19 protein-coding genes and 2 tRNA genes are annotated in these 22,545 nt (G+C 62.9%); 10 read left to right on the top strand and 11 right to left on the bottom strand.

From position 1 onward, the window contains the following. Positions 1–116: 116 nt before the first annotated feature. From CFR71_RS02395 to CFR71_RS02385, 3 genes are all read right to left on the bottom strand, one after another. Positions 117–1,004, bottom strand: coding sequence for a polyprenyl synthetase family protein (locus tag CFR71_RS02395; RefSeq protein WP_110526514.1), 888 nt, complete (start codon positions 1,002–1,004; stop codon positions 117–119). Between the two features lie 56 nt (positions 1,005–1,060). Continuing rightward, positions 1,061–1,291 (bottom strand): exodeoxyribonuclease VII small subunit, encoded by a 231-nt coding sequence (locus tag CFR71_RS02390; RefSeq protein ID WP_110526668.1) that lies wholly within the window; start codon positions 1,289–1,291, stop codon positions 1,061–1,063. 157 nt (positions 1,292–1,448) lie between these two features. Further along, positions 1,449–1,691 carry a sulfurtransferase TusA family protein gene (locus tag CFR71_RS02385; protein WP_110526511.1) on the bottom strand — a complete coding sequence of 81 codons (243 nt, stop codon included), beginning with the start codon at positions 1,689–1,691 and terminating at the stop codon, positions 1,449–1,451. A gap of 130 nt (positions 1,692–1,821) precedes the next feature. Between CFR71_RS02385 and CFR71_RS02380 the strand changes: the two genes are divergently transcribed. Beyond that, on the top strand, positions 1,822–2,721 hold the full coding sequence (locus tag CFR71_RS02380; protein ID WP_110526508.1) for an ROK family protein: 900 nt from the start codon (positions 1,822–1,824) through the stop codon (positions 2,719–2,721). Positions 2,722–2,754: 33 nt separating this feature from the next. Here the strand turns inward: CFR71_RS02380 and CFR71_RS02375 are convergent, their stop codons facing one another. Both CFR71_RS02375 and CFR71_RS02370 read right to left on the bottom strand, forming a co-directional pair. Then, entirely contained in the window at positions 2,755–3,528 is a 774-nt protein-coding gene (locus tag CFR71_RS02375) for an RlmE family RNA methyltransferase (RefSeq protein WP_110526506.1), read from the bottom strand. Then, positions 3,525–4,658 (bottom strand): Ppx/GppA phosphatase family protein, encoded by a 1,134-nt coding sequence (locus tag CFR71_RS02370; RefSeq protein WP_110526666.1) that lies wholly within the window; start codon positions 4,656–4,658, stop codon positions 3,525–3,527. Before CFR71_RS02370 ends, CFR71_RS02375 begins: the two co-directional genes overlap by 4 nt. 179 nt (positions 4,659–4,837) lie before the next feature. On the opposite strand from CFR71_RS02370, the gene CFR71_RS02365 reads away from it, so the two are divergent. The 4 genes from CFR71_RS02365 (at position 4,838) to CFR71_RS02350 (ending at position 8,232) form a co-directional block, all read left to right on the top strand. Continuing rightward, positions 4,838–4,911: transfer RNA gene (locus tag CFR71_RS02365), tRNA-Gln, on the top strand. 329 nt (positions 4,912–5,240) lie between these two features. Continuing rightward, a complete protein-coding gene (locus tag CFR71_RS02360; protein WP_110526503.1) occupies positions 5,241–6,332 on the top strand; it encodes a glycosyltransferase family 4 protein in 1,092 nt (363 codons plus the stop codon). 244 nt (positions 6,333–6,576) lie between these two features. Beyond that, complete coding sequence (locus tag CFR71_RS02355) at positions 6,577–8,091, top strand: YifB family Mg chelatase-like AAA ATPase (RefSeq protein WP_110526500.1); 1,515 nt, start codon at positions 6,577–6,579, stop codon at positions 8,089–8,091. A gap of 66 nt (positions 8,092–8,157) precedes the next feature. Further along, positions 8,158–8,232: transfer RNA gene (locus tag CFR71_RS02350), tRNA-Val, on the top strand. Positions 8,233–8,434: 202 nt separating this feature from the next. On the opposite strand, the gene CFR71_RS02345 is transcribed toward CFR71_RS02350, so the two are convergent. The 3 genes from CFR71_RS02345 to CFR71_RS02335 all read right to left on the bottom strand — a co-directional run bounded on the left by CFR71_RS02345 (position 8,435) and on the right by CFR71_RS02335 (position 11,720). After that, a complete protein-coding gene (locus CFR71_RS02345; protein ID WP_110526495.1) occupies positions 8,435–8,677 on the bottom strand; it encodes a hypothetical protein in 243 nt (80 codons plus the stop codon). Positions 8,678–8,804: 127 nt separating this feature from the next. Then, positions 8,805–10,694, bottom strand: a complete 1,890-nt coding sequence (locus CFR71_RS02340; RefSeq protein ID WP_110526492.1) for a hypothetical protein — start codon at positions 10,692–10,694, stop codon at positions 8,805–8,807. A 48-nt stretch (positions 10,695–10,742) separates the two neighbouring features. Continuing rightward, complete coding sequence (locus CFR71_RS02335) at positions 10,743–11,720, bottom strand: mitochondrial fission ELM1 family protein (RefSeq protein ID WP_110526664.1); 978 nt, start codon at positions 11,718–11,720, stop codon at positions 10,743–10,745. Between the two features lie 81 nt (positions 11,721–11,801). Here CFR71_RS02335 and CFR71_RS02330 point away from each other — a divergent pair, with 81 nt between their 5' ends. Together CFR71_RS02330 and CFR71_RS02325 are read left to right on the top strand one after the other, a co-directional pair. Next, on the top strand, positions 11,802–12,944 hold the full coding sequence (locus CFR71_RS02330; RefSeq protein ID WP_338042950.1) for a DEAD/DEAH box helicase: 1,143 nt from the start codon (positions 11,802–11,804) through the stop codon (positions 12,942–12,944). A gap of 255 nt (positions 12,945–13,199) precedes the next feature. Next, positions 13,200–14,180, top strand: coding sequence for a M14 family metallopeptidase (locus CFR71_RS02325; RefSeq protein ID WP_239020226.1), 981 nt, complete (start codon positions 13,200–13,202; stop codon positions 14,178–14,180). Between the two features lie 166 nt (positions 14,181–14,346). Here the strand turns inward: CFR71_RS02325 and glyA are convergent, their stop codons facing one another. Further along, a complete protein-coding gene (gene glyA / locus CFR71_RS02320; RefSeq protein WP_110526483.1) occupies positions 14,347–15,633 on the bottom strand; it encodes a serine hydroxymethyltransferase in 1,287 nt (428 codons plus the stop codon). Positions 15,634–15,810: 177 nt separating this feature from the next. Here glyA and CFR71_RS02315 point away from each other — a divergent pair, with 177 nt between their 5' ends. The 3 genes from CFR71_RS02315 (at position 15,811) to CFR71_RS02305 (ending at position 19,353) form a co-directional block, all read left to right on the top strand. Beyond that, a complete protein-coding gene (locus tag CFR71_RS02315; protein WP_207781309.1) occupies positions 15,811–17,301 on the top strand; it encodes an amino acid permease in 1,491 nt (496 codons plus the stop codon). Positions 17,302–17,390: 89 nt separating this feature from the next. Continuing rightward, entirely contained in the window at positions 17,391–18,386 is a 996-nt protein-coding gene (gene hemB / locus CFR71_RS02310) for a porphobilinogen synthase (RefSeq protein ID WP_110526480.1), read from the top strand. A gap of 193 nt (positions 18,387–18,579) precedes the next feature. Then, a complete protein-coding gene (locus CFR71_RS02305; protein WP_110526477.1) occupies positions 18,580–19,353 on the top strand; it encodes an arginyltransferase in 774 nt (257 codons plus the stop codon). A gap of 70 nt (positions 19,354–19,423) precedes the next feature. On the opposite strand, the gene parC is transcribed toward CFR71_RS02305, so the two are convergent. Beyond that, on the bottom strand, positions 19,424–21,646 hold the full coding sequence (gene parC / locus CFR71_RS02300) for a DNA topoisomerase IV subunit A (protein ID WP_110526474.1): 2,223 nt from the start codon (positions 21,644–21,646) through the stop codon (positions 19,424–19,426). Positions 21,647–21,717: 71 nt separating this feature from the next. Continuing rightward, positions 21,718–22,497 (bottom strand): DNA repair protein RecO, encoded by a 780-nt coding sequence (gene recO / locus CFR71_RS02295; protein WP_110526661.1) that lies wholly within the window; start codon positions 22,495–22,497, stop codon positions 21,718–21,720. Positions 22,498–22,545 lie beyond the last annotated feature (48 nt).

Here is a 22,545-nt window from a genome sequence, read left to right as displayed (position 1 = left end):
CCGAAAGGTTGCGAAGGTCATGCGGGTAACGCACCCGGTCCAGATGCGCAAAACGGCCCAGCGTCGGGATCGAGCCCCAGGACTCCGCGTCGGGGGAGGGGGTATCAGTCATGCACTCAGTTCCTGCGCTCTACCACGTAATTCACCAGATCGCGCAGGCGGTCCGCCTCGGATCCAAAGATATCCAGATGGGCCTTGGCCTGTTCCGCAAGGCGGCGCGCCTCCCGCGCAGCGCCCTCGACACCGAGGAGCGCGACATAGGTGGACTTGCCCGCGGCTTCGTCCTTGCCCGCCGTCTTGCCCAGTTCCTCGGCGCTGGCGGTCGCGTCCAGCACGTCATCCGCCACCTGGAAGGCCGCGCCAAGGTCGCGCCCGTAGGCCGCGATTCTCTCCCGCACATCAGCCCGGGCCTGCCCGAGGATCGCCCCGGCCTCCGCCGAGTAGCGGATCAGGCAGCCGGTCTTGAGCGCATGCAGCCGCGCCACTTCCTCCAGCGACAGGGAACGGCCTTCGCCTTCCATGTCGATCATCTGGCCGCCGACCATGCCCGCGGCGCCCGAGGCCGCGGCCAGCGCCGTGACAAGCTCGATCCGCACGCCGGCGTCGGAATGGGTCGCGGGATCGGCCAGGATGCCAAACGACATCGTCTGCAGGGCATCCCCCGCAAGGATGGCCGTCGCCTCGTCAAACTTGCGATGGGTGGAAGGCTGCCCCCGGCGCAGGTCATCGTCGTCCATGGCGGGCAGGTCGTCATGCACCAGGGAATAGGCATGCAGCATTTCCACCGACGCGGCGACGCGATAGGCCGCGGCCCCGTCCACACCGAACATGCTCGCGACCTCGGCCACCAGATAGCCGCGCAGACGCTTCCCCCCGCCAAGGGTGGCATAGCGCATGGCATCGATCAGGCGCGCTTCGCCGCCCTTTACCGGGGCAAGCAGGCGGTCGATCGCATGCTCGATCGCCTCGGCCCGCGTGGCAAGGGAGGCACGCAGACGGACCATACGGTCCTGGCCGTCTTTTTCGGGCGAGGGTGCTGTTGTTTGGCTCATCTGACGCATCAATCCATAGATTTCGCATCCAGCGTGCCGTCGGCGCGCTGGATAATCGCCTGAACGCGGGCCTCGGCCTCGTTCAACCGGGTCTCACAATACTGTCGAAGGACGGCGCCACGCTCATATGCCTTGATGGCATCTTCCAGCCTGAGCTGACCGCCTTCCAGCTGACGGACAATGCCTTCCAGTTCGGCAAGCGCGTCCTCGAAGGAAAGGGAAGTCAGTTCATCTGTCATCGGCATGTCACACTTTCATCATCTCGTGGCGCAGGAATTACAACCTTGAGCAGGCTTCTGCCAAGGGGCATGTGAACGGATTGCACCGCGTCACGGGCATGACCGGCGCGTCATTGCGCATGGATAGATGCCAATGCTCATGTAAATCCACAAAAAACTATTTATTTTCAGAAGACTGCTTGCGGCGGATCACAAATGACAGGGTTCCGCCTTCCTCACCGAATGCGATCAGCGCATGTCCGGTCTCCCGACAGAAAGTCTGAAAATCGGCCACGGACGCCCGATCCGTGGCCATGACACGCAGCCGCCCCCCGGCGGGCATGCCACGCAGGATCCGGTTCGCTTTGAGCACGGGGAGTGGACATGTCAGTCCGCGTGCATCAAGTAGGATTTCGTTCATGCCACGTCTCTTCCTTTTGATACGGAGCCCTCCGGCATGCGGGACAGGGCGGGTTTGAAGTCTGAGCGAGATCGGATCATAAAAGAAAACAAGCCATGGATGTAATCATGACGCATGAAAGTAGCTGCTGATGGGGCCTTATCGTATCGGAATCGATTTTGGGGGCACCAAGATCGAAATTGCGGCCCTGGGTCATGATGGCAGGGAACTGATCCGCCGCCGCATCACCAACCCGGGCAATTACAGCGGCGCCATCCGCGCCATGTGCGAGCTGATTTCCGGCGTTGACGGGGAACTGGGTGGGGAAGGGACCGTGGGAATCGGCATTCCCGGCTCCATCAGTCCCGACACGCATGTCATCAAGAACGCCAATGCCACGTGGCTGAACAACCAGCCGCTCGACAGGGACATGACAGAGGCGCTGGGCCGGAAGGTCCGGGTGGAAAATGACGCCAACTGCTTTGCCCTGTCCGAAGCCATCGACGGGGCGGGGCAGGGGTACAAGACCGTCTTTGGCGTCATTATCGGCACGGGCATGGGCGCGGGGATCGTAACGGATCACCAGCTGATCATCGGCGCGCATCACATCGCGGGCGAATGGGGACATGTGCCGCTGCCGTGGCCGCGCCTGGAAGAATTCCCGATGCCCAAGTGCTTCTGCGGGAACGAAGGGTGCATGGAACGCTTCCTGAGCGGATCCGCCCTGGCGCAGGACTGGAAAGGTCCGGGCCATCGCAGTGCGGGCGGAATCGTGGATGCCGCGGAAAACGGCGACATAACGGCCATCGGCGCGCTTGACCGTTACATGGAACGCATGGCCCGCGCCTGCGCGCTGGCGATCAATTTCCTTGATCCCGACGTCATCGTGCTGGGTGGCGGGGTTTCGAACATCGGGGAGATTTATGAACGCGTTCCCCCATTGATGCGACGTTACGCCATCACGCCCAACTGCAATACGCCGATTGTCAAGAATATGCATGGCGACAGTTCGGGCGTCCGGGGCGCGGCGTGGCTGTGGAACACGCCGTAATGGCGCATCCTCCCCCGATCCTGTCGGGGGAGGTCAGGCCTGTTCGGCCCCGCGCCCCCGGAACTCGGTGGCGATGACGTAGAGTTCGCTGGATTCCTTGCGGCTTGCCGGGGGCTTGGCGTGACGCACCTGCCCGAACGAACGCTTCATCGCCTCGAGCATCTGTTTTTCCGAGCCTCCCTGAAACACCTTTGCGACAAAACTGCCGCCGGGGGCCAGGATCCGGACCGCGAAATCAAGCGCCAGTTCGGCAAGGCCGATGATGCGCAGGTGATCGGTCGGCGCGTGGCCTGTCGTGTTGGGGGCCATGTCCGACATCACCAGATCCGCCGGCCCATCAAGAAGCCGCGTCAGCCGGTCCGGCATGTCCGGGTCATTGAAATCCCCCTCGATGATCGTCGCGCCGGGCACGGGATCCACCGGCAGCAGGTCAACCCCCACCACATGGCTGGCCCCGCGCTTGACGGCCACCTGCGCCCAGCCACCGGGGGCCGCGCCAAGGTCGACCACCCGCATGCCGGGCCGGAGAAGATGGAAGCGGTCATCAAGCTCGATCAGCTTGAACGCCGCGCGGGATCGCCATCCCTGCTTCTGCGCTGCCTGAACATAGGGGTCATTGAGCTGTCGCTGCAGCCAGCGGTGCTGCGCCGTGGTGCGGCCACGCGCCTTCTTGACGGTAACGGTCTGGTTGCGGGCTGAACGAACGGCGCTCGAATCCGCGCTGGCAAGGGATTCGCCGGGAGTCAGGCTGCTGGAACGGGATTTTCCGGGAACGCGGGGCTTCTGGTCTGCTGGTCGTCTTTTCATGCAAAGGTATCGCTCGTCGGGCGCATTCGGGGCCGGACATGGGAAAAGGAAGGGGGTACCGGCTGAAAGGCGATACGCGAATTCCTGCCAATCATGCGCAAAAGCATGCCATCACGCAATCCTCGATCCGCCACGACGACCTCCGGCACCTGCCATGCCTGCTGTATGGCCTCGAAAATGGCGCATCCCGCCATGATGTACCGCGCGCGATCCGGCCCGATCCCCACATGGGCCGACAGCCCCGCCAGGTCCATGCGGTTAAGGGTCCTGATGACCTCCAGCGCCCGGTTCATGGGCAGGGTGGCACCATCGACCGTGGCGCGGTCATAGCGAACCTGCCCCAGCGCGACGCTGGCCAGCGTCGTCACGGTGCCACTTGTCCCCATCATCAGGACATTGCCCCCCGCGATTTCGCGCCGGATGCAGTGGACTTTCTCGAATTCCTCCAGCCGCGCGCGCGTCATCGCGATCATTGCCGCGTAACCGTCTGGCGTAAAGGCGGCGTCCCCCATCTGTTCCGACATGGTGATGACGCCCATCGGCAGGCTCAGATACCCGATCAGCGACTGCCGCGTCCGGACATGATCGGTACGTACCCACGCGATTTCCGTTGACCCGCCGCCAATATCAAACAGCAGCGCACGCCCCCGCAGCGGGGAGAAGCGTCCGTCATGCAGGAGTGAGGCGCAGCTTGTCAGGGCAAGTTCGGCTTCCTCACGCGCGGAAATGATGGAAATGGACAGCCCCGTCTCGTGCCGGATGGCTTCAAGGAAGGCAGGCCCGTTCTCGGCGCGGCGGCAGGCTTCGGTTGCGATGGCCGCATATTTCCGCAGGCCCGCGCGACGCATCCGTGCGACGCATGTCCGCAGGGCTTCGGCCGTGCGTTCCATGGCCGCATGGCCCAGCCGTCCCGTGCGATGCAGCCCTTCGCCAAGGCGCACGACGCGGCTGAAACTGTCGATGACGCGAAAGCCCCGTCCCGCTGGCGCCGCAACCATCAGGCGGCAATTATGCGTTCCCAGATCCAGCGCCGCGTACAGGGGGGCGGAACAGGATGGCTGCCTGAAATCAGACATCCCGAACATCTGGCCCTGTTCCTGCGCGGCGGGGTGGGGAACGTTGTGCAGCATCCGTACAATCCTTTGCCCTTCAAGGCATTCCTTCATTGTGGGGACTGTCCTGCATTAAACGCAAGTCAAATATGTGATTGCGTGAAAAGATCGAAAAAAGATGGTTGCGCACCCCCGGACCCGGTGCTATCACCCCCTCACCGCAACGACAGCGCCTCTGCCGATCAGGGCAGACCTGCTGGGGGATAGTTTAGCGGTAGAACTACCGGCTCTGACCCGGTCAGCCCTGGTTCGAATCCAGGTCCCCCAGCCATTTCCATCATGAAATCATGACATAGCCATCCATGACAGGCAGAACTGCATGTCGGGACGCCATCGTGCATGAAAAAATCTGCGCAAATGGCCGTCTGGCCCGCGATGGAGAACTCCCGACCCGGGGAAGGGCGACTTCCTGCGGAGCCCTTTTCATGTGCACACGTTGCGAAAAAACCGCGCATGCATCCCGACAGGTTCCCCCGTTCATGAACGACAGACTCTGATTCATAACGTGACATGACCGATTGTCATTCAGCCAGTAGTGTTTTTTGCGCCGTTTTTGCTAAAACCGCGCATCAACAACCCGTGGCAGGAACCTGACGAGTAATGCGCATTGCCTATATTATAAATTCCCTTGAAGGCGGTGGCGCGTCTTTTCCGGTTCCCGCGATTACTTCCGTCTTTCGTCAGGCCGGGCATGAGGTTTCCATATTCGTACTGTCACGCCGCGACGGACTGGCGCTTCCCCGGCTGGAGGAGGCCGGGCTGCGCGTCGAAATCTGCCCGTTCACCGAAACGCAGCACGTGCGCACGCTCCGCTGGCTCAATCACGCGGTTACGCAATGGCGCCCCGACCTTCTGTGGACTTCGCTGATCCGTTCGGCCCTGCTGGGACAGGTAGTGGGCGCGCGTCACCGCTGGCCGGTGGTCAGCTGGCAGCATTCCGCCTTCCTCAAGCCCGCCAATCTTCGCCTGCTGCAATCCATGCGACGGCTGTCATGTTTCTGGGTCGGGGATTCCGAGTTCGTCACGGAACTGACCCATGAACGCCTGGGCGTCCCGAAAGATCGGCTGGCATGCTGGCCCATCTTCCGCGCGACCCCGAACGCCCCCCATGCCCATGCCTGGACGAGGGGAGAGGTCATCAGGATAGGTTCCCTGGGGCGACTGTCGCGCGAAAAGGGATATGGCGACCTATGCGCCGCGCTGGCCCTGATCAAGAAAAGGGGGGTGGAGCTTCCGCCTTATGAAATCACGGTCCATGGCGAGGGACGGCATCGCACCTTCATAGAGGATCGCTGCAGGGCCCATGGCCTCGACATGATCCGGTTTCCGGGCTTCGTCAGCGATACGCACGATTTCCTGGCGTCACAGCATATGTACGTACAGCCCTCGCGCTGGGAAGGGTTCTGCATCGCCATGCATGAGGCCATGCAGGCCGGACTTCCTGTCGTTGGCACGACCGTGGGGGAAATGAATTACTCCATCCAGGAGGGGAGGACCGGCTGGTGCGCCGCCCCGTATGATCCGCCTTCGCTGGCGGATGCGCTGATCCGTGCGCTGTCGCAGCCAGAACAGCTGCATGCCATGGGACAGAAGGCGCGGGAGTTCGTCTGCACCAAGTTCAGCCCGGAAGCCTTTACCGAAACGGGGATGGATATCCTGCAGCGGGTTCAGGCCATAACGGGGCTGCGATAATATGGAAAGGCCGGTTCCACGGGCGTCAGGAACGATGCGCGGAACCGGCAGATGCCGGATCAGGAACTGGCGTCCTGTGTGCGACATGGCCGCACGGCGGACCGCCTCCCGCCCGGTCTGCGCCGAATGTTCTATAATATATATTATGCCAACAAATGTGCCAGACGGAATGACCGGGTTGGCGCTTGGCGCCACATTCCTGCATCATGGAATTCCACTGATCGCACGGATTGAATTCTGACTGATGGCTGACACTTTGCTGGCATGTATCCATGGCTTTGCGTTCTGTGGCATTGATGCCACACCCGTTAAGGTCGAAGTGCAACTTTCATCCGGGCTGCCATCATTCCTGATCGTGGGCCTGCCGGACAAGGCCGTGGCGGAATCGCGTGAACGCGTCCGCGCCGCGATGTCCGCCATGGGACTGTCGCTGCCGGCCAAGCGGATTGTCGTAAATCTCGCGCCGGCTGACCTTGCCAAGGAAGGGTCGCATTTCGACCTGCCGATCGCCCTCGCCCTGCTCTGCGCCATGGGGATCGTGCCTTATGACATGCTGGCGCGGTATGCCGCATTGGGTGAACTGTCGCTGGATGGCGGCCTCAATCCCGTCCGTGGGGTGCTGTCGGCCGGGATCAGCGCCCATGAACTGTCGCTGGGCCTGATCTGTCCCCGCGCGCAGGGGGTGGAGGCCCGCTGGGCCAGCGAGGACATGGATATCCTTGCTGCGGACAGCCTCCCTGCCCTCGTCAATCATTTTCGTGGCCATCAGGTCCTGACGCCGGTCGAACTTCCGATCCCCACGCGACAGGTCGCAGCAGTGCCGGAACTGGATCTGGCGGATGTCCGGGGCATGGAAAGCCCCAAGCGCGCATTGGAAATCGCGGCGGCGGGCGGGCATTCCCTTCTGATGTCGGGGCCGCCCGGCGCCGGGAAATCCATGCTGGCCGCCCGCCTGCCCGGTATCCTGCCGGACCTGACGACAGAAGAAATTCTGGAGGTCAGCCGTATCCACAGCGTCAGCGGCATGCTGCATGATGGTCACCCCATCGTGCGGCCGCCCTATCGTGACCCGCATCATTCCACCAGCCAGGCGGCACTGAGCGGCGGCGGCACCAGGGCGCGGCCGGGCGAAGTCAGCCTGGCGCATCGCGGCGTCCTGTTTTTGGATGAATTCCCGGAATTTTCCCGGCATGCGCTTGAAACGCTGCGCCAGCCCCTTGAAACCGGGTCCATTACGATCGCGCGGGCAGCCGCCCATGTGACCTACCCTGCCCGCTTCCAGCTTGTCGCGGCGATGAACCCCTGTCGCTGCGGTTATCTGGGCGATGCCGCGCAGGAATGCCGCAAGGCCCCGCGATGTGGGGAGGATTATCAGGCCCGTATTTCCGGCCCCCTGCTGGACCGCATGGATATGTGCGTCAGGGTCGAACCCGTCCCGCTGGGCCAGATCGCGGGCATGGCCCGGGGGGAACGCAGCGCCATCGTGGCGGAACGGGTTGCCGCCGCCCATGAACGGCAGAAACGTCGACAGGACGGCCTGCGCAATGCGGAAGCCAGTATCGAACTGTTTCCCATCCAGCCCGCCGCGCGCGATTACGCCGTCATGGCGTCGGAACGGCTGGGCCTGTCGGCGCGCGGTTATACAAGGCTTTTGCGTGTGGCGCGGACAATCGCGGATCTGGCGGCCATGGAGGATATCGGACAGCCCCATATCGCCGAAGCCCTTGCCTATCGTCTTCGACGTCCGGCGCGCAGGTAAAAATCCTGCGCCGGGGTGCTTGCATCCTGTTAAAGGATCGACTAATAACACCTCACCGACACGGATGGGTGCGTAGCTCAGCGGTAGAGCATCGCCTTCACACGGCGGGGGTCACAGGTTCAATCCCTGTCGCACCCACCATCCGGAACCTTCCCAGACAATTTGAATACGACCAACCAGGCAGAAATTTCTGGTTTCCGCTTTGCGAATACTTTGGCGCATCCGCATTCCATCTGTCATTCATGGGCGCAAGGTCCATCATGATGATGGTCCCGTCCCCCCGACTGAACCCCGCGTGACCCGTCCCTTTGATGCGAACGGATCACACAGGTCCCGGCCCGGATCAGCGGACCTTTTTTTCGCCCATGATGTGGCTGCACAGCGTACGCAGTTCTTCCGCCGTCACGCCTTCGGGGTTATGTTCGGCCTTCTTGGCGATTTCCTTTTCCACGCCGGCATGTTCCTTGCCAACGTGGGCGGCCAGCATGGTGATTTCTTCACGCGTCAGCAGCTTGGGCTCATGATGCCCACGGGCCGCCAGCTTCTGAAGGTGTTCGGTGGCAGAGGGTGTATGTGAATCGGTCATGTTGATGGTCCTTTGTTATCCCGCCATCCTATCGTGTCCGTGACACATGGATAAGGAACGCATTGGCATGGCGGGGTTACGTGAAAAGCGCAATACCCAGCCCTGCGCCACGGGCCTGCCCCTGCCCTCAGAATCCGAACATATGATCGAGCGAGAAGGTTCCGTCTTCCTGCATGCGGCCATGATATCCGAACAGGCGGCACGACGTGTCCCGGATCATGACATATCCCCCGCTGCCTGCCCGTTCGATGGCATCGGTCCCGAAAATGCGATGGGGCCAGAGCGTGACCGAGCCGCGCGCGGGAATGCTGAGCGGTTCTTCCGCCAGCCTGCGGCCTTTTTCATCATGCAGGACCAGCTGCGTCCGGGACGCGGCATGCCATGTCCCGGAAACGGGATAGATCAGGTGGCAGAAACATGGCGGATGTCCTGCCCCGGCCTGCAGGAACAGACGCGTGGTAAGGCCCGGCGGGGGACCGGAATAGGATTGCGGTTCATTGCGGTACGTCATGACCGTATTGAAAATATGCGCCCCGAAACTGGTTTCGGCGACATGGCCCGTCTGACGGTCCTCATACCTTATCAGCGCATGCAGCCAGCCATCCGCCTCCCCTCCGTCGCGAAAATCGTAAACCAGTTCCCCATGGCCCGCCTGCCCGGTAATGGCGGACAGGTCCTGCGCCACGTCATGGTCACGCGCCAGGCACCCCAGGAAACGCGATCCTGCCTGACGCCCCTCCTGATCGAAACAGTCGATACGCACCGGCATGGTGCCAAGCGCCTGTGACATTGGCGTGGGCTGCACGGTCGTGATGTAGCGCGCGGGATCGGGAACGGGAAACGGGAGGAGGTAGCCGCGCCCGAAAAATTCAGGCGGAAGATGGGCAATATGCGGATCGGCCACCAGATCGGCGCGTTCGACATTCAGGTGCGCGATACGGTTCGAACCACCCGAGCAGATTTCGTAACGTGGCCGCACGACATGCTGACCGCTATGGAATTCAAGCTGTCCGGGCCAGCGCATGTCCGGCAGGCAGTCATTTACGCACAGGCCAACGGTTTCATACGGCCCAACGGTCCGGTCGATGGAAAACCGGTTGCCGCGCCCCATGCGGTTCAGCGCCATTGTCCCGGCGGGAATGGGCACCGCGTGGCTGTTCTGGACCCACAGGACCACCTTTTCCCCCTCACGCGGGGCAGGCAGGTTGGCGTAACACCGCGCGGGCCAGGCATTGGCGTCATGCGTGACGGAAAGCGTATCGCGCGCGCCCGTCCCCTGAATTTCAAGGGCATATTTCACGACATCATGTCCCGCGACATCCAGCACGTGAATGAAAAGCTGCCCTACAAACGCGTTCAGGCCGAAACGACGCCGGATCGCGCCGCTTTCCAGCACGATCGACTGTTCCGGCGCAAAGGGGCCTTCGGTCCAGGTGGCAAGGGGGCGGCCATCCTCATCAAACAGCCGCAGCCATAACCGGACATTCCCCGCCCCGTAACGCGCCCAGTAATTCGTGGTGACCACCCGGGTGGACAGCCCGTCCGCATCGCGGAAAAAAGCATGGTTGACCGCGAAATTCAGGCGATCGAGATAGGTGTTCCTTACTGTCAGCATGTCATCGGGCAACCGGATGTCCGACAGTGTAAAGATCTCCATCTCCGCCGGCAGTATGTCGCGCAGTCTGGCGCAGGCCCGCTCGCGCTCGAAATCGAGCGCCCAGACCACGCGCACCCGTGCCCGCGGCAATGCCGTCAGGGGACGCGCCACATGCTGCTGTGCGATATGTTCCCCGATTTTCAGGCTATCATGGACATAAATCCCCTCGATCTGGACGTCACCGGGCAACAGCGCCAGAAGGGTCCGCGCATGCCCCGCCGGGTCATAGATCGCAATGGGTCCTTCCGCCTGAAACCTGCGCACCAGCGCCGCCAGTCGCTCGGCCGCCAGCGGATGGGAAAATGCCTTGTAGGCGATATTGCCGCCGGTGCGTGCATCAAAGGTGCGGATATCGAGCATGTCTGCTTATGTCACAATTACCTTCTGAAAACACGCGTTATTCATACGTCATTTCAGCTGCAGCCTGTGGCGCATCTCATCGACCATGAGCGGCGTGTCATCCAGTGGGCGCACACTCCAGTCCTGCATGCGGCCATCGAACATGCGGATGCGGCCCGCGCGGGACAGGTCGTTCAGGAACAGGCCGATCCGCCGGGACCTGCCCGGCAGCGGGATCACCATGACCGGCACATCTGTCGCCACCGCCTCCGACACCATTGAAATGCTGTCGGACGTAACAATGATTGCATCGGCGCAGGCCACAAGGCCCAGATAGGGATTCTCGCCTGTCATGTCCCACACCCATGCCCCCCTGGGCGACAGGGCGCGCGACAGGATTTCGCGGGCCTGCGCCCCGGTCCGACGCGACGGGGTTACGGCGATCCCCACGCCATCGCGATCCATCATCCGCCCCAGTTGCGCCGCGATGGCGTGGGCTTCGTCCGTCCCCAGCCTGAAACGCCCGTTCCCTCCCCCGACAAGGACACTGATTAGCGGACGAGGCAGATGCGCAAGGCGCGGCGTCCATATCCGCCGTGCCTCCGCCAGGCGAGCGGGGGAAACGCCGTGCAGCGCCGTGCGGGAAAGAAGGACATTCGGGCCGGAGATTTCATCATGCCGGTTGGCGATGACCAGATCGAACCGGCGCAGCGGCATGCGCGGATTCTGGATCTGCACGACCCGGCCACCCCGCGCGCGCAGGGCGGCGCCAATCGCCCCGCCCGTCCCGCCGATGCTGATCATCAGGCCGGAGGGTTCCATGCAGCCGGGCGGAATGTCGAGGGGACGGATCGCACGCAGGGGCATCGGCCACCATGACGCCGGCAGTCTTCGCCAGCCGGCACGGACCGTGACCGGGCACAGGACGGGATGCAGTCCCGCGCGCCGCGCCAGCCCGAATGCCTGGGATTTCATGCCGGCAAAATCTTCGGCGACAACCCCCACCGCATCACGCGGGCCGCCATCATCCATGGAAGGACACATCATGTCCCGCATCTGGCGCAGGCGGAATCATGGCGTCAATCCCTTTCCCTTTTCCACGCGGCACAAAGCACTGTATGGCTTGGCATGATGAGCGACGATCCCACCCCTTCATTCGCCGATCTTGGCCTGACCGCGCCCCTGACCGACAATCTGTCGCGCATGGGGGTACGCATCCCGTCCCCCATCCAGCTTCAGGCGATCCCGCCGATTCTGGCGGGGCGCGACGTGGAGGGCGCGGCCCCCACCGGAACGGGGAAAACCATTGCGTTCGCCGCCCCCCTGACCCAGCGCCTGCTGGCGGCCTCACAACCGCGCAGCCCCCGCAACGTGCGCATCGCATGCCTTTCCCCGACCCGCGAACTGGCGAACCAGACCGCCGGGACATGGCGGGCGTGCTTCCGGGGCACCGGCCTGCGCGTCACGGTGGCCATCGGCGGCCTGCCCAAGGCACGTCAGGCGCGGGATCTGGAGGATGGGGCGGACGTGCTGGTCGCCACGCCGGGGCGCCTGCTGGACCTGCTGTCCGAAGGGGCGGTGGTTCTTGATACGACAACAGCCCTGGTCGTGGATGAGGCGGATCGCATGTTCGACCTCGGCTTTGCGCAGGATACGCTGGACATCGCATCACGCCTGCCTGTCACCCACCAGACGCTGCTGTTTTCCGCGACGATGCCCGACGAGATCATTGCCCTTGGCCGAAAGCTTCTGCACAGGCCGGTCAGGATAACGGTCGACGCCACATCCGCCCCCCCGCCCCGCATCCGCCAGCAGGTGATGTTCGTTCCCCTCAGGCGCAAGCTTTCCGCGCTGGTTTCCTTCCTTTCCACCCATACGGCGCGACGTGTCCTGATCTTTACCCATACCCAGCAGCAGGCGGATGACCTGATGAATGCCCTGGGCCGGGATATCCCCTGCGGGGTCATGCATGGCCGGCATACCCAGGCGCGGCGCGAACGGACGCTGCGTGATTTCAGGGCGCACAGGCTGGATGTCCTGATCGCCACGGATGTCATGGCACGCGGCATTGACGTGGAGGATGTCACGCTTGTCGTGAACTATGACATCCCCCGACAGCCCGAATCCTACGTCCATCGCATCGGACGCACCGCGCGCGCGGGCCGGCAGGGCAGCGCCCTGTCGCTGTGCGCGCCCGATGAACGGCAGATGCTCAAGGACATAGAACGCGTCACGGGGACAAGGCTGAAGGCCGTCGAAGCGCCTGCGTAAACATGAAGGCCGGTGCGTGAACCGGGCCGATGAACACGACGGGGCCAATGGCGCATAAATGAACATGTCACGGATTGCGGCATGGCCCCAAGGCGATAAACTCGACCCCATGATTCATGTCCCGGCCCCGGTCAACGTCGCCAGCCAACGTCGTATGGATGCCGCATGTTCTGTCGTGCGGGGCGGGCCGGTCAGATGAAATCCGCCCGTCCACCCCAGATAATACCGGTCAGGACACGCCGGAGCGGCGTTTTCATGGAAACGCTGCCCCCGCCCCCTGCCCCGCTGCCCCGTTTCGAGGTCGAGATCATGCCACCGGACCTCACCCCCTGGCGGGCGGGGAACTGCGGCATTCCCGGCGTCATGCATTTCGAAAGCCGCCGCGTCGGACCGCACGTTGTTGTGGTGTGCCTGATCCATGGCAACGAATATACGGGGGCGATCGTGATGGATGAATTCCTGCGCGCGCGCCTGCGTCCCCTGTCGGGCCGCCTGTCGGTCATTTTCGCCAACATGACCGCGCTGGATCATTTCGACCCCGCCAATCCCGTAGCGGCACGTTTCATGGACGAGGACATGAACCGTGTCTGGTCCCCCGAAAGGCTGCAGGGCACGCGTTCCTCCTGCGAACTGGCCCGCGCGCGCCAGATCCTGCCGGTCATCCGCACGGCCGACATTCTGGTGGACCTGCATTCCATGCTGTGGCCCGGCAGGCCGCTGGTCCTGTCGGGACGTGGCCCGCGCGGCGTGGCCCTTGGTCGCCAGATCTCCGCGACAGACCTGATCGTTGCCGATGACGGGCACGCCGACGGCACGCGCCTGATTGATTTCGAACGCTTTGCCTCGCCCGCTACCACGGCGCGCGCCTGCCTGCTGGAGGCGGGACAGCACTGGCAACGCAGTACGCTCGATACGGCGCGACAGGCCGTGCAGGCGGTCCTGCGCCCGTCATGTTTCATGTCCCGCCCCACCACCGGGGCAACGGTAAAAAACCGGACGCGATGCATGGTGGTGACGGATCTTGTCCGCGCCCATTCATCACGCTTCTCGTTTGTCACGTCCTTCGCGGGCGGGGAAATCATCGCCCGTCGCGGCACGCTTCTCGCGCGGGATGGCGATGATGAAATACGCACGCCCTATGACAACTGCATGCTGGTCATGCCCAACCTGCGGCCCGGCCGGGGCCAGACGGCCGTGCGGCTGGCCCGGCATGACCCGCAGATGACGGGGCAGTAATGCACTGAAATTACAAAAAGTTTTTGGTGAAGCTTTTTACAAAAAGCTTCAAAGGACGCCCCCTTTTTGAAAAAAGGCGACCCCCAGAAACTTCTGTTATCCTAAAATAGCCTTGCGGGAGCGCAGGGAAAGATATCTTGCCCCGCGCCCCGCCGGTCAGGAAAAATCAGGCGTAGATCGGGAAACGGTCACACAGCGCCTTGACCCGCGCATGGACGGCCTGTTCGGTTTTGGGGCAACCTTCCTCGCCCGCCTTGGCAAGGGCGGTCAGGACCTCGTCGATCATCAGCCCCACCTCACGGAACTCCGCCGCGCCGAATCCACGCGCGGTGGCCGCCGGGCTTCCCAGGCGGATGCCGGAGGTAATGGCAGGCTTTTGCGGATCGAACGGAATGGCGTTCTTGTTGGCCGTGATGCCGGCACGCTCAAGGCTGCGCTCCGCCGCACGACCCGTAACTCCCTTGGGACGCAGGTCGACAAGGATAAGGTGGCAGTCCGTCCCGCCGGTAACGATGTCGAAACCACGTTCCACAAGCGTTTCGCCCAGGACCCGCGCGTTATTTGCCACGGCCTTCTGGTAATCCGCGAAATCGGGACGCAGGGCCTCGCCAAAAGCCACGGCCTTGGCCGCGATGACATGCATCAGCGGACCACCCTGCAGGCCGGGGAAGACCGCCGAATTGATTTTCTTGGCCAGGTCGGCGTCGTTGGTCAGGATCAGGCCGCCACGGGGTCCGCGCAGGGTCTTGTGCGTGGTGCTGGTGACGACATGGGCATGCGGCACGGGCGAAGGATAAAGCCCGGCGGCGACCAGACCCGCAAAATGCGCCATGTCCACCATCAGGAAGGCGCCCACTTCGTCCGCGATGGCGCGGAAACGGGCGAAATCGATGATACGGGGATAGGCCGAGCCACCCGCGACGATCAGCTTCGGCTTCGCCTCGCGCGCCAGACGTTCCATTTCCTCGTAATCGAGCAGGCCGTCTTCCTTGCGCACCCCGTACTGGACCGCATTGAACCATTTCCCGGAATAGTTCGGGGCCGCGCCATGTGTCAGGTGCCCCCCGGCGGCAAGGCTCATGCCCAGGACGGTATCGCCCGGGCTGACCATCGCCATGAACGCCGCCTGGTTGGCGTTCGCGCCCGAATGGGGCTGCACGTTGGCGAATTCGGCGCCGAACATCTTTTTCACGCGTTCGATGGCCAGCGTCTCGACCTTGTCCACCTCGACACAGCCGCCATAATAGCGGCGGCCGGGATAGCCCTCGGCATATTTGTTGGTCAGGACGCTGCCCTGCGCCGCCATGACGGCGGCGGACACCATGTTTTCACTGGCGATCAGTTCGATGCCGTCGCGCTGACGGACCTTTTCCGCCTCGATGATGCTGGCGACAGCGGGATCGGCCTCGCCTAGGGGGCTGCGAAAAAACTGCTTCAGGCCTGTCTGGTTCATAGGGTCCGACACCGTTATAATTCTCCATCGTCTAAAGACGGCTGATGCCTTCCTTTTGCAAGAGGGCATGGATACAGCGTTGCTATGTGCCATATCGTGGCGGTTAGACAACGCCAAAATGACGGAGCATCCTGATTTGATCCTTTCGTATGTCGTGACCTGCGGGAAATACTCCGCATGACCCGTGCTGTACGCAGCCGTTTCCTGCCTTCGCTGCTGCGTCGGCAGGACGTTTCGGTGCAGGCAGCCTCCGCCGGGGGGCTGAAACGGGTTCTCGGGCCGGTCAACCTGATCGCGCTGGGCGTCGGGGGAACGATCGGCGCGGGCCTGTTTTCCCTGACGGGCATCGCCGCGTCCACCAATGCGGGGCCCGCGGTCGTCCTGTCCTACCTGCTGGCGGCCATCGCATGCAGTTTCGCCGGGCTGTGTTACAGCGAACTGGCCAGCATGATCCCCATCGCCGGCAGCGCCTATACCTATGCCTATGCCGCGCTGGGGGAACTGGTGGCATGGATCATCGGATGGGACCTGGTGCTGGAATACGCCGTGGGGGCGGCGGCCGTCTCCGTCAGCTGGTCGCGCTATGTCGCGTCACTCCTGGCGGGATGGGGGATCATGATTTCGCCCCGGCTTACCGCCTCGCCGTTCGAGACGGTGGTGCTTTCCGACGGCACGCAGGCGCATGGGCTGATCAACCTGCCGGCCGCGTTCATCATTGTCGCCATTTCGCTGCTGCTGATACGCGGCATTTCTGAATCCGCGCGGGTCAATGGCGTCATCGTTGTCATAAAGCTGCTGATCATCGCGGCGGTGATCGGGTTCGGCCTTCCCTATATCAAGGTGGCGAACTATTCCCCTTTCATTCCGCCCAATACGGGGGAGTTCGGGCATTTCGGCCTGTCAGGCATCATGCGGGCGGCGGGGACGATCTTCTTCGCCTATGCCGGGTTTGACGCCATATCGACCACGGCGCAGGAAACGCGCAATCCCGGACGCGACATGCCGATCGGCATCCTGGGCAGCCTGCTGATCTGCACGCTGGCCTACGTGCTGTTTTCGTTCGTCCTGACGGGACTGGTCAATTACAAGGACATGCTGAACGATGCCGCGCCGGTGGCGACAGCCATCGACCAGACGCCGTTCGGGTGGCTGAAGGTCGCGGTCAAGGCGGGCGTCATCTGCGGGTTTACCTCGGTCCTGCTGGTGCTGCTGCTGGGGCAGAGCCGTGTTTTCTATGCCATGTCGCGCGACGGGCTGCTGCCGCGCATGTTCAGCGTGACCCATTCGGTGCGCAGGACGCCGGTTTACTCGCACCTGTTCTTCATGCTGCTGACCGGCAGCTTCGCCGCGTTCCTGCCCATAGATCAGCTTGCCCACATGACCTCCATCGGGACCCTGCTGGCCTTTGCCATCGTGTGCCTTGGGGTCATCATGCTCCGGATCCATGAACCCGACCGCAAACGGGTGTTCCGGGTGCCGGGTGGCTATGTCATTCCCATACTTGGCATCCTGTCGTGCCTTGCCGTCATGGCATCGCTGGATGGCCTGACCTGGATACGTCTCGTGATCTGGCTGGCGGTGGGGATGGTGATCTATTTCTGTTACGGGCGGAACAACAGCGTGCTGGGCCAGCGGGAACGCGCGGAGGCACAGGCAACGCGGACATGAGTCATGACCGGCGCGTTAACGCATCATAATTTGGCATCGCGCCGGTCGGGTTCCATACTCCGGCCAGTTTTTTCAGGAGGCTGCATTTCATGACCATCGGTCGCTTTCCCAATACCCGCCTGCGCCGCAACCGTCGCGACAGTTTCACGCGACGCCTGGTGCGCGAAACGACGCTGACGACCGATGACCTGATCTGGCCGATTTTCATCACCGAGGGCACGGGCGTGGAAACCGATGTCGCGTCCATGCCGGGCGTGAAGCGTGTCAGCCTCGACCGTCTTGCCGCCCATGTGGCCCCGGCGGCCGAACTTGACATCCCCGCCCTTGCGCTGTTTCCCATCACGCCCCCCGAACTGCGCGATGAAAAAGGGACGGAGGCGATGAACCCCGACAACCTGATGTGTCGGGCCGCGCGCCTGCTGACGCAGGAATTCCCTGAAATCGGCCTGATCGGGGATGTCGCGCTCGACCCCTATACCAGCCACGGACATGATGGCCTGATTGTCGACGGATATGTCGTCAACGACCCGTCGGTGGCGGTGCTGAAGGACCTTGCGCTCAACCAGGCGGCGGCAGGCATCGACATCATCGCGCCGTCGGACATGATGGACGGGCGTATCGGCACCATCCGCGAGACACTGGACGCGCAGGGCATGGTGGATACGCGCATCATGTCCTATGCCGTGAAATACGCCAGCGCCTTTTACGGTCCTTTCCGTGACGCGCTGGGATCGGGCGGCCTGCTGAAGGGGGACAAGAAAACCTACCAGATGGACCCCGCGAACAGCGAGGAAGCCCTGCGCGAAGTGGCGCTGGACCTGGCCGAAGGCGCGGACATGGTCATGGTCAAGCCCGGCATGCCCTATCTGGACATCATCCAGAAAGTTCGCGAGAAATTCGCGGTCCCGACCTTTGCCTATCAGGTATCGGGCGAATACGCGATGATGATGGCGGCGATCCAGAACGGATGGCTGGACCGGGACCGGACGATTCTCGAAAGCCTGCTGTCCTTCAAGCGTGCTGGCGCCAACGGGATACTGACCTATTTCGCCGTGGATGCGGCGCGCCTTCTGCTGAAAGGCTGATGATGCCAGCCGGGCGCTGCGTCGCAAAAGAGATGTGATCGCAGCGCCATTGCGGTTTGTAATGCGAACCCGCCAGAGATACGTTATCATCAACCCCGTAGTTCTGTTCCTTCGCCTTTCCATCCCGCCTTTTCCAACGGGTGACATCCCCGGAAAGGCGAAAACGGGCGTCGTAATTTGCTGGTGAAAACGTATGACCCATACATCACCACGGCATCCGCAGCTATTCTATACCACTGCACCGATGCCCTGCCCCTACCTGCCGGATCGCATGGAACGCAAGGTCGTGACCGATATCACGGGCCCGCAGGCGGAGCAGCTTCACAACCGCCTGTCGGGTGCGGGTTTCCGGCGCAGCCACACGATCGCCTATGCCCCTGTCTGCGCCGGGTGCAACGCCTGCGTTCCCATCCGCCTGCCGGTCGGCCGTTTCCAGCCCGACCGCACACAGCAGCGCGTATTGCGCCGCAACCGCGACCTGTGCGCCATGGACGTACTGCCCCGCGCGACGGAAGAACAGTTCACGCTGTTCCATCGATACCAGCAGTCACGACATGGCAATGGCGACATGGCGGCCATGACCGTCGCCGATTACCGCAACATGATCGAGGATACGCCCATCCGGACCTTCATGATCGAATTCCGGGCGCGCGATGGGCAACTGGTCTGCGTCAGCCTGCTGGACCGGGTCGAGGATGGCCTGTCGGCGGTCTATACCTTTTTCGAACCCGACATGCCGCGCCGTTCGCTGGGAACCTATGCCATCCTGCATCTGGTGGAGCGGGTGCGGATGATGGGGATGGCCTGCCTGTATCTGGGATACTGGATCAAGGGCAGCCCCAAGATGGCTTACAAATCGCGTTTCCGCCCCGCCGAAATCATGCGACGTGGCATCTGGACCGAACTGTCTGGACCACAGGCCGACACATCGCATTTCCTGCCGGTCCTGCCGGTCACGGTGGGATAATGCATTCCTGACAATCCATGTCATGCCCCCTGCTCTGACTGACTGACCAGGCGGGGGCGACAATGATGATTCAGTCGGCCTTGCGCGGCTTGCGCAATGCCCATGCCGGCGCCGGGCGGCCCACATCGCCACGTTTGCCCATCACGTCCTTCAGGTCCGCCATGGTGCGCACGCGTTGTGGATCGGGCCATGCCACGCCCTGCGCCTGAGCAAACACGACGGCATCGCGAAGATGGCCTTCCTTGTATTTCTGCAACGCCACGCCAAGGCCACGCGTCATTTCCGGCAACTGTTCCAGCGGGAAGACAAGCATGCGTTTGTTGCTGCCGATCACCAGCACATGATCCCCCTGGGCGGGCACGCATATCTGGGCGCTTTCCCCGTCCTTGAGGTTGAGGACCTGCTTGCCGGTCCGTTTTTCGGCCACCATGTCCTCCTCGCGCACGATCATGCCCCGTCCGACGCTGGAGGCCAGAAGGCGACGATGATCGGAGTTCACGGGAAAGAGCGTGATGATATCTTCCTCATTGGACAGTTCGATCGTCAGCCGCAGCGGCTGCCCGTCGCCACGTCCGCGCGGCAGGTCGGCGGCCCGCAACGTAAAGGCCCGACCATCGGTTGCGAAACAGCAAAGCCGGTCCGTGCTCTGGCATTCCACGATCAGGCGAAGGGAATCGCCTTCCTTGAACTTCTGGCTTTCCGGGTCGATGCCATGTCCGCGCACTGCCTTGATCCATCCCTTCTGCGACAGGATGACGCTCAGCGCCTCGCGATCCACCGGCAGGGCGGCGGCAATATCAATCGCCGCCGGCGGCGCGGCCAATGTGCTGCGACGCGCGCCCAGCGCGCCACTGCCGAATTTTTTCTGGATCGCCCTGATTTCGGACGTGATGTGTTTCCAGCGCAGCCCCTCCTTGTCCAGCAGCGCCAGAAGGCCCGTCCGCTCTTCCGTCAGGGCGGCATGTTCCTTGCGGATTTCGGTTTCTTCCAGCTTGCGCAGGCTGCGCAGGCGCATGTTCAGGACAGCTTCCACCTGAAGCTCGCTCAGGTCAAAAGCCGCCATAAGGGACGCGCGCGCGTCATCTTCCTCGCGGATGATGCGGATGACTTCGTCAAGGTTCAGATAGACCGCAAGAAATCCGTCAAGGATTTCCAGCCGCCGGTCCACCGCCTCCAGCCGGTGGCGCGTCCGGCGCAACAGGACGTCATGGCGATGGTCAAGCCATGCCTGAAGCACGTCCTTGAGGCTGCGCACGCCCGGCACCTGATCGGCGCCCAGCACGTTCATGTTCAGGCCAAAACGGCTTTCGAGCGGCGTTGCGCGAAACAGCGTTTCCATCAGGACTTCGGGTTCGATGCCGCGTGATTTCGGCTCCAGCACCAGGCGGATATCGACGGAGCTTTCGTCGCGGATATCGCCCAGCAGCGGAAGCTTCTTCTGCTCCATCAGGTCCGCGACCTGTTCGATCAGGCGCGATTTCTGGACCTGATAGGGGATTTCGGTCACCACGATCTGCCACGTGCCGAAACGCCCCTGCTCCACGCTCCAGCGCGCGCGCATGCGAAAGCTGCCACGCCCGGTTTCATAGGCCCGGACAATGGCGTCGCGTTCCTCCACGATGGTGCAGCCGGTGGGGAAATCGGGACCGGGCATCACCTCAAGCAGTTCGGCCGTCGTCGTCGCCGGCCTGCGAATCAGCAGCATGGCCGCATCGCAGATTTCCCCCACGTTATGCGGCGGAATGCTGGTGGCCATGCCGACGGCGATGCCCGCCGCCCCATTGGCCAGAAGATTGGGGAACGCCGCGGGCAGGACGACGGGTTCATGCTCCTCCCCGTCATAGGTGGGGCGGAAATCGACGCTGTCTTCGTTGATGCCCTCCAGCAGGGCCTTGGCCACTTCCGTCAGACGGGCTTCGGTATATCGCATCGCCGCGGCATTATCGCCATCGACGGAACCGAAATTCCCCTGCCCTTCGACAAGGGGGTACCGCACGGCGAAATCCTGCGCCAGACGGACAAGCGCCTCGTAAACCGAGGCATCGCCATGCGGATGATATTTACCGATGACATCGCCCACCACGCGCGCGCATTTCTTGAACCCGGCGGTCGGATCCAGCCGCAACTGCTGCATGGCGAAAATCATGCGTCGATGAACAGGCTTCAACCCGTCGCGCACATCCGGCAGGGAACGCGACATGATCGTGGACATGGCATATGCCAGATAGCGCTCGCTCAGCGCATCGACGAGTTTTGTATCCTCAACATGGCCACGCGTGACATCGACAGACATGAAAACTCCTCCTGCAGGGGAGAACAGATAGCGAAAACGAAGGCATTGTCCAATGGCCCAATGCCGCAAAACTATTCCACGTCTTTGGATGGTACTGCCGGATCGCCATTTTCCGCCATTTTCGCGACCATGTCCATCAACCGGACACGCGCGGCGGGCAAGGGACGATGACGCTGTCCAAATGCGTCACGGGCCAGGAAATGTCCCGTCAGGCGCAACCCGTCCCGCCATTGGGCGGGCGTGCCATCGCACGATGGGTCCAGCAGGAACGGCGGAAGGGGCAGCAGGCGGTCGCGCCACTGCCCGGCATGTTCATCGCTGACCGCGCGGCCGCTGCGGGGGGAAACCCATTGCAGGTTACCGGATTGCCCGCTGACGGCGCAGGCGCCAAGGTCAAGCCCGAAGCCAAGTTCCGACAGAAGACAGACCTCCCACCGGACAAGGGCGGCCATTGCTGCCTGTTCCGTGCCGACCGGGTCCAGGCTGATCCATGCCAGCAGGCGCGTCAATTCCTGAAAAACGGCGGGATGGGCTTCGCGCTCCGGCAGGCTGCCATCCGCCAGCGCGCACATGGAGGCCAGCATCGCCAGCTGCAGGGGAAAATCCAGCAGCCGCGCGGCGGAGGCATGGACCATTTCCCCACGGATACCGCCCAGCTGATCGGCCAGGCGGGCGTTCCATCGGGCCGTAATCAGGTTACCGGCCTGCCAGATCGGCCGTCCCTGGCGCGATGCGCCGCCACGCGCCATGCCATGATACAGGCCATGTTCGCCCGTGAGCACATGGACAAGCATGCTGGTTTCGCCATAAGGCGTCGCGGAAAGCACAAGGGCGGGGGCTTCCCATTCCATCAGGAAACCCCCGCCCCGTTCAGAATGCCGAAGAAACCCGGCAATCAA

This window comes from Novacetimonas pomaceti (genome assembly GCF_003207955.1).
Lineage (GTDB): Bacteria > Pseudomonadota > Alphaproteobacteria > Acetobacterales > Acetobacteraceae > Novacetimonas > Novacetimonas pomaceti.
Note: the sequence above shows the minus strand (reverse complement) of the source record. Positions and strands in the feature narration are given on the sequence as shown.

Bases quoted from the DNA above. Each gene is read 5' to 3' on its own strand.
- recO (WP_110526661.1), bottom strand. From the start codon at position 22,497: ATGGAATGGGAAGCCCCCGCCCTTGTGCTTTCCGCGACGCCTTATGGC.
- CFR71_RS02345 (WP_110526495.1), bottom strand. From the start codon at position 8,677: ATGACCGATTCACATACACCCTCTGCCACCGAACACCTTCAGAAGCTG.
- CFR71_RS02380 (WP_110526508.1), top strand. From the start codon at position 1,822: ATGGGGCCTTATCGTATCGGAATCGATTTTGGGGGCACCAAGATCGAA.
- hemB (WP_110526480.1), top strand. From the start codon at position 17,391: ATGACCATCGGTCGCTTTCCCAATACCCGCCTGCGCCGCAACCGTCGC.
- CFR71_RS02390 (WP_110526668.1), bottom strand. From the start codon at position 1,291: ATGACAGATGAACTGACTTCCCTTTCCTTCGAGGACGCGCTTGCCGAA.
- CFR71_RS02335 (WP_110526664.1), bottom strand. From the start codon at position 11,720: ATGATGTGTCCTTCCATGGATGATGGCGGCCCGCGTGATGCGGTGGGG.
- CFR71_RS02375 (WP_110526506.1), bottom strand. From the start codon at position 3,528: ATGAAAAGACGACCAGCAGACCAGAAGCCCCGCGTTCCCGGAAAATCC.
- CFR71_RS02305 (WP_110526477.1), top strand. From the start codon at position 18,580: ATGACCCATACATCACCACGGCATCCGCAGCTATTCTATACCACTGCA.
- CFR71_RS02385 (WP_110526511.1), bottom strand. From the start codon at position 1,691: ATGAACGAAATCCTACTTGATGCACGCGGACTGACATGTCCACTCCCC.
- CFR71_RS02325 (WP_239020226.1), top strand. From the start codon at position 13,200: ATGGAAACGCTGCCCCCGCCCCCTGCCCCGCTGCCCCGTTTCGAGGTC.
- CFR71_RS02360 (WP_110526503.1), top strand. From the start codon at position 5,241: ATGCGCATTGCCTATATTATAAATTCCCTTGAAGGCGGTGGCGCGTCT.
- CFR71_RS02315 (WP_207781309.1), top strand. From the start codon at position 15,811: ATGACCCGTGCTGTACGCAGCCGTTTCCTGCCTTCGCTGCTGCGTCGG.
- CFR71_RS02370 (WP_110526666.1), bottom strand. From the start codon at position 4,658: ATGCTGCACAACGTTCCCCACCCCGCCGCGCAGGAACAGGGCCAGATG.
- CFR71_RS02340 (WP_110526492.1), bottom strand. From the start codon at position 10,694: ATGCTCGATATCCGCACCTTTGATGCACGCACCGGCGGCAATATCGCC.
- CFR71_RS02330 (WP_338042950.1), top strand. From the start codon at position 11,802: ATGATGAGCGACGATCCCACCCCTTCATTCGCCGATCTTGGCCTGACC.
- glyA (WP_110526483.1), bottom strand. From the start codon at position 15,633: ATGAACCAGACAGGCCTGAAGCAGTTTTTTCGCAGCCCCCTAGGCGAG.
- CFR71_RS02395 (WP_110526514.1), bottom strand. From the start codon at position 1,004: ATGGTCCGTCTGCGTGCCTCCCTTGCCACGCGGGCCGAGGCGATCGAG.
- parC (WP_110526474.1), bottom strand. From the start codon at position 21,646: ATGTCTGTCGATGTCACGCGTGGCCATGTTGAGGATACAAAACTCGTC.
- CFR71_RS02355 (WP_110526500.1), top strand. From the start codon at position 6,577: ATGGCTGACACTTTGCTGGCATGTATCCATGGCTTTGCGTTCTGTGGC.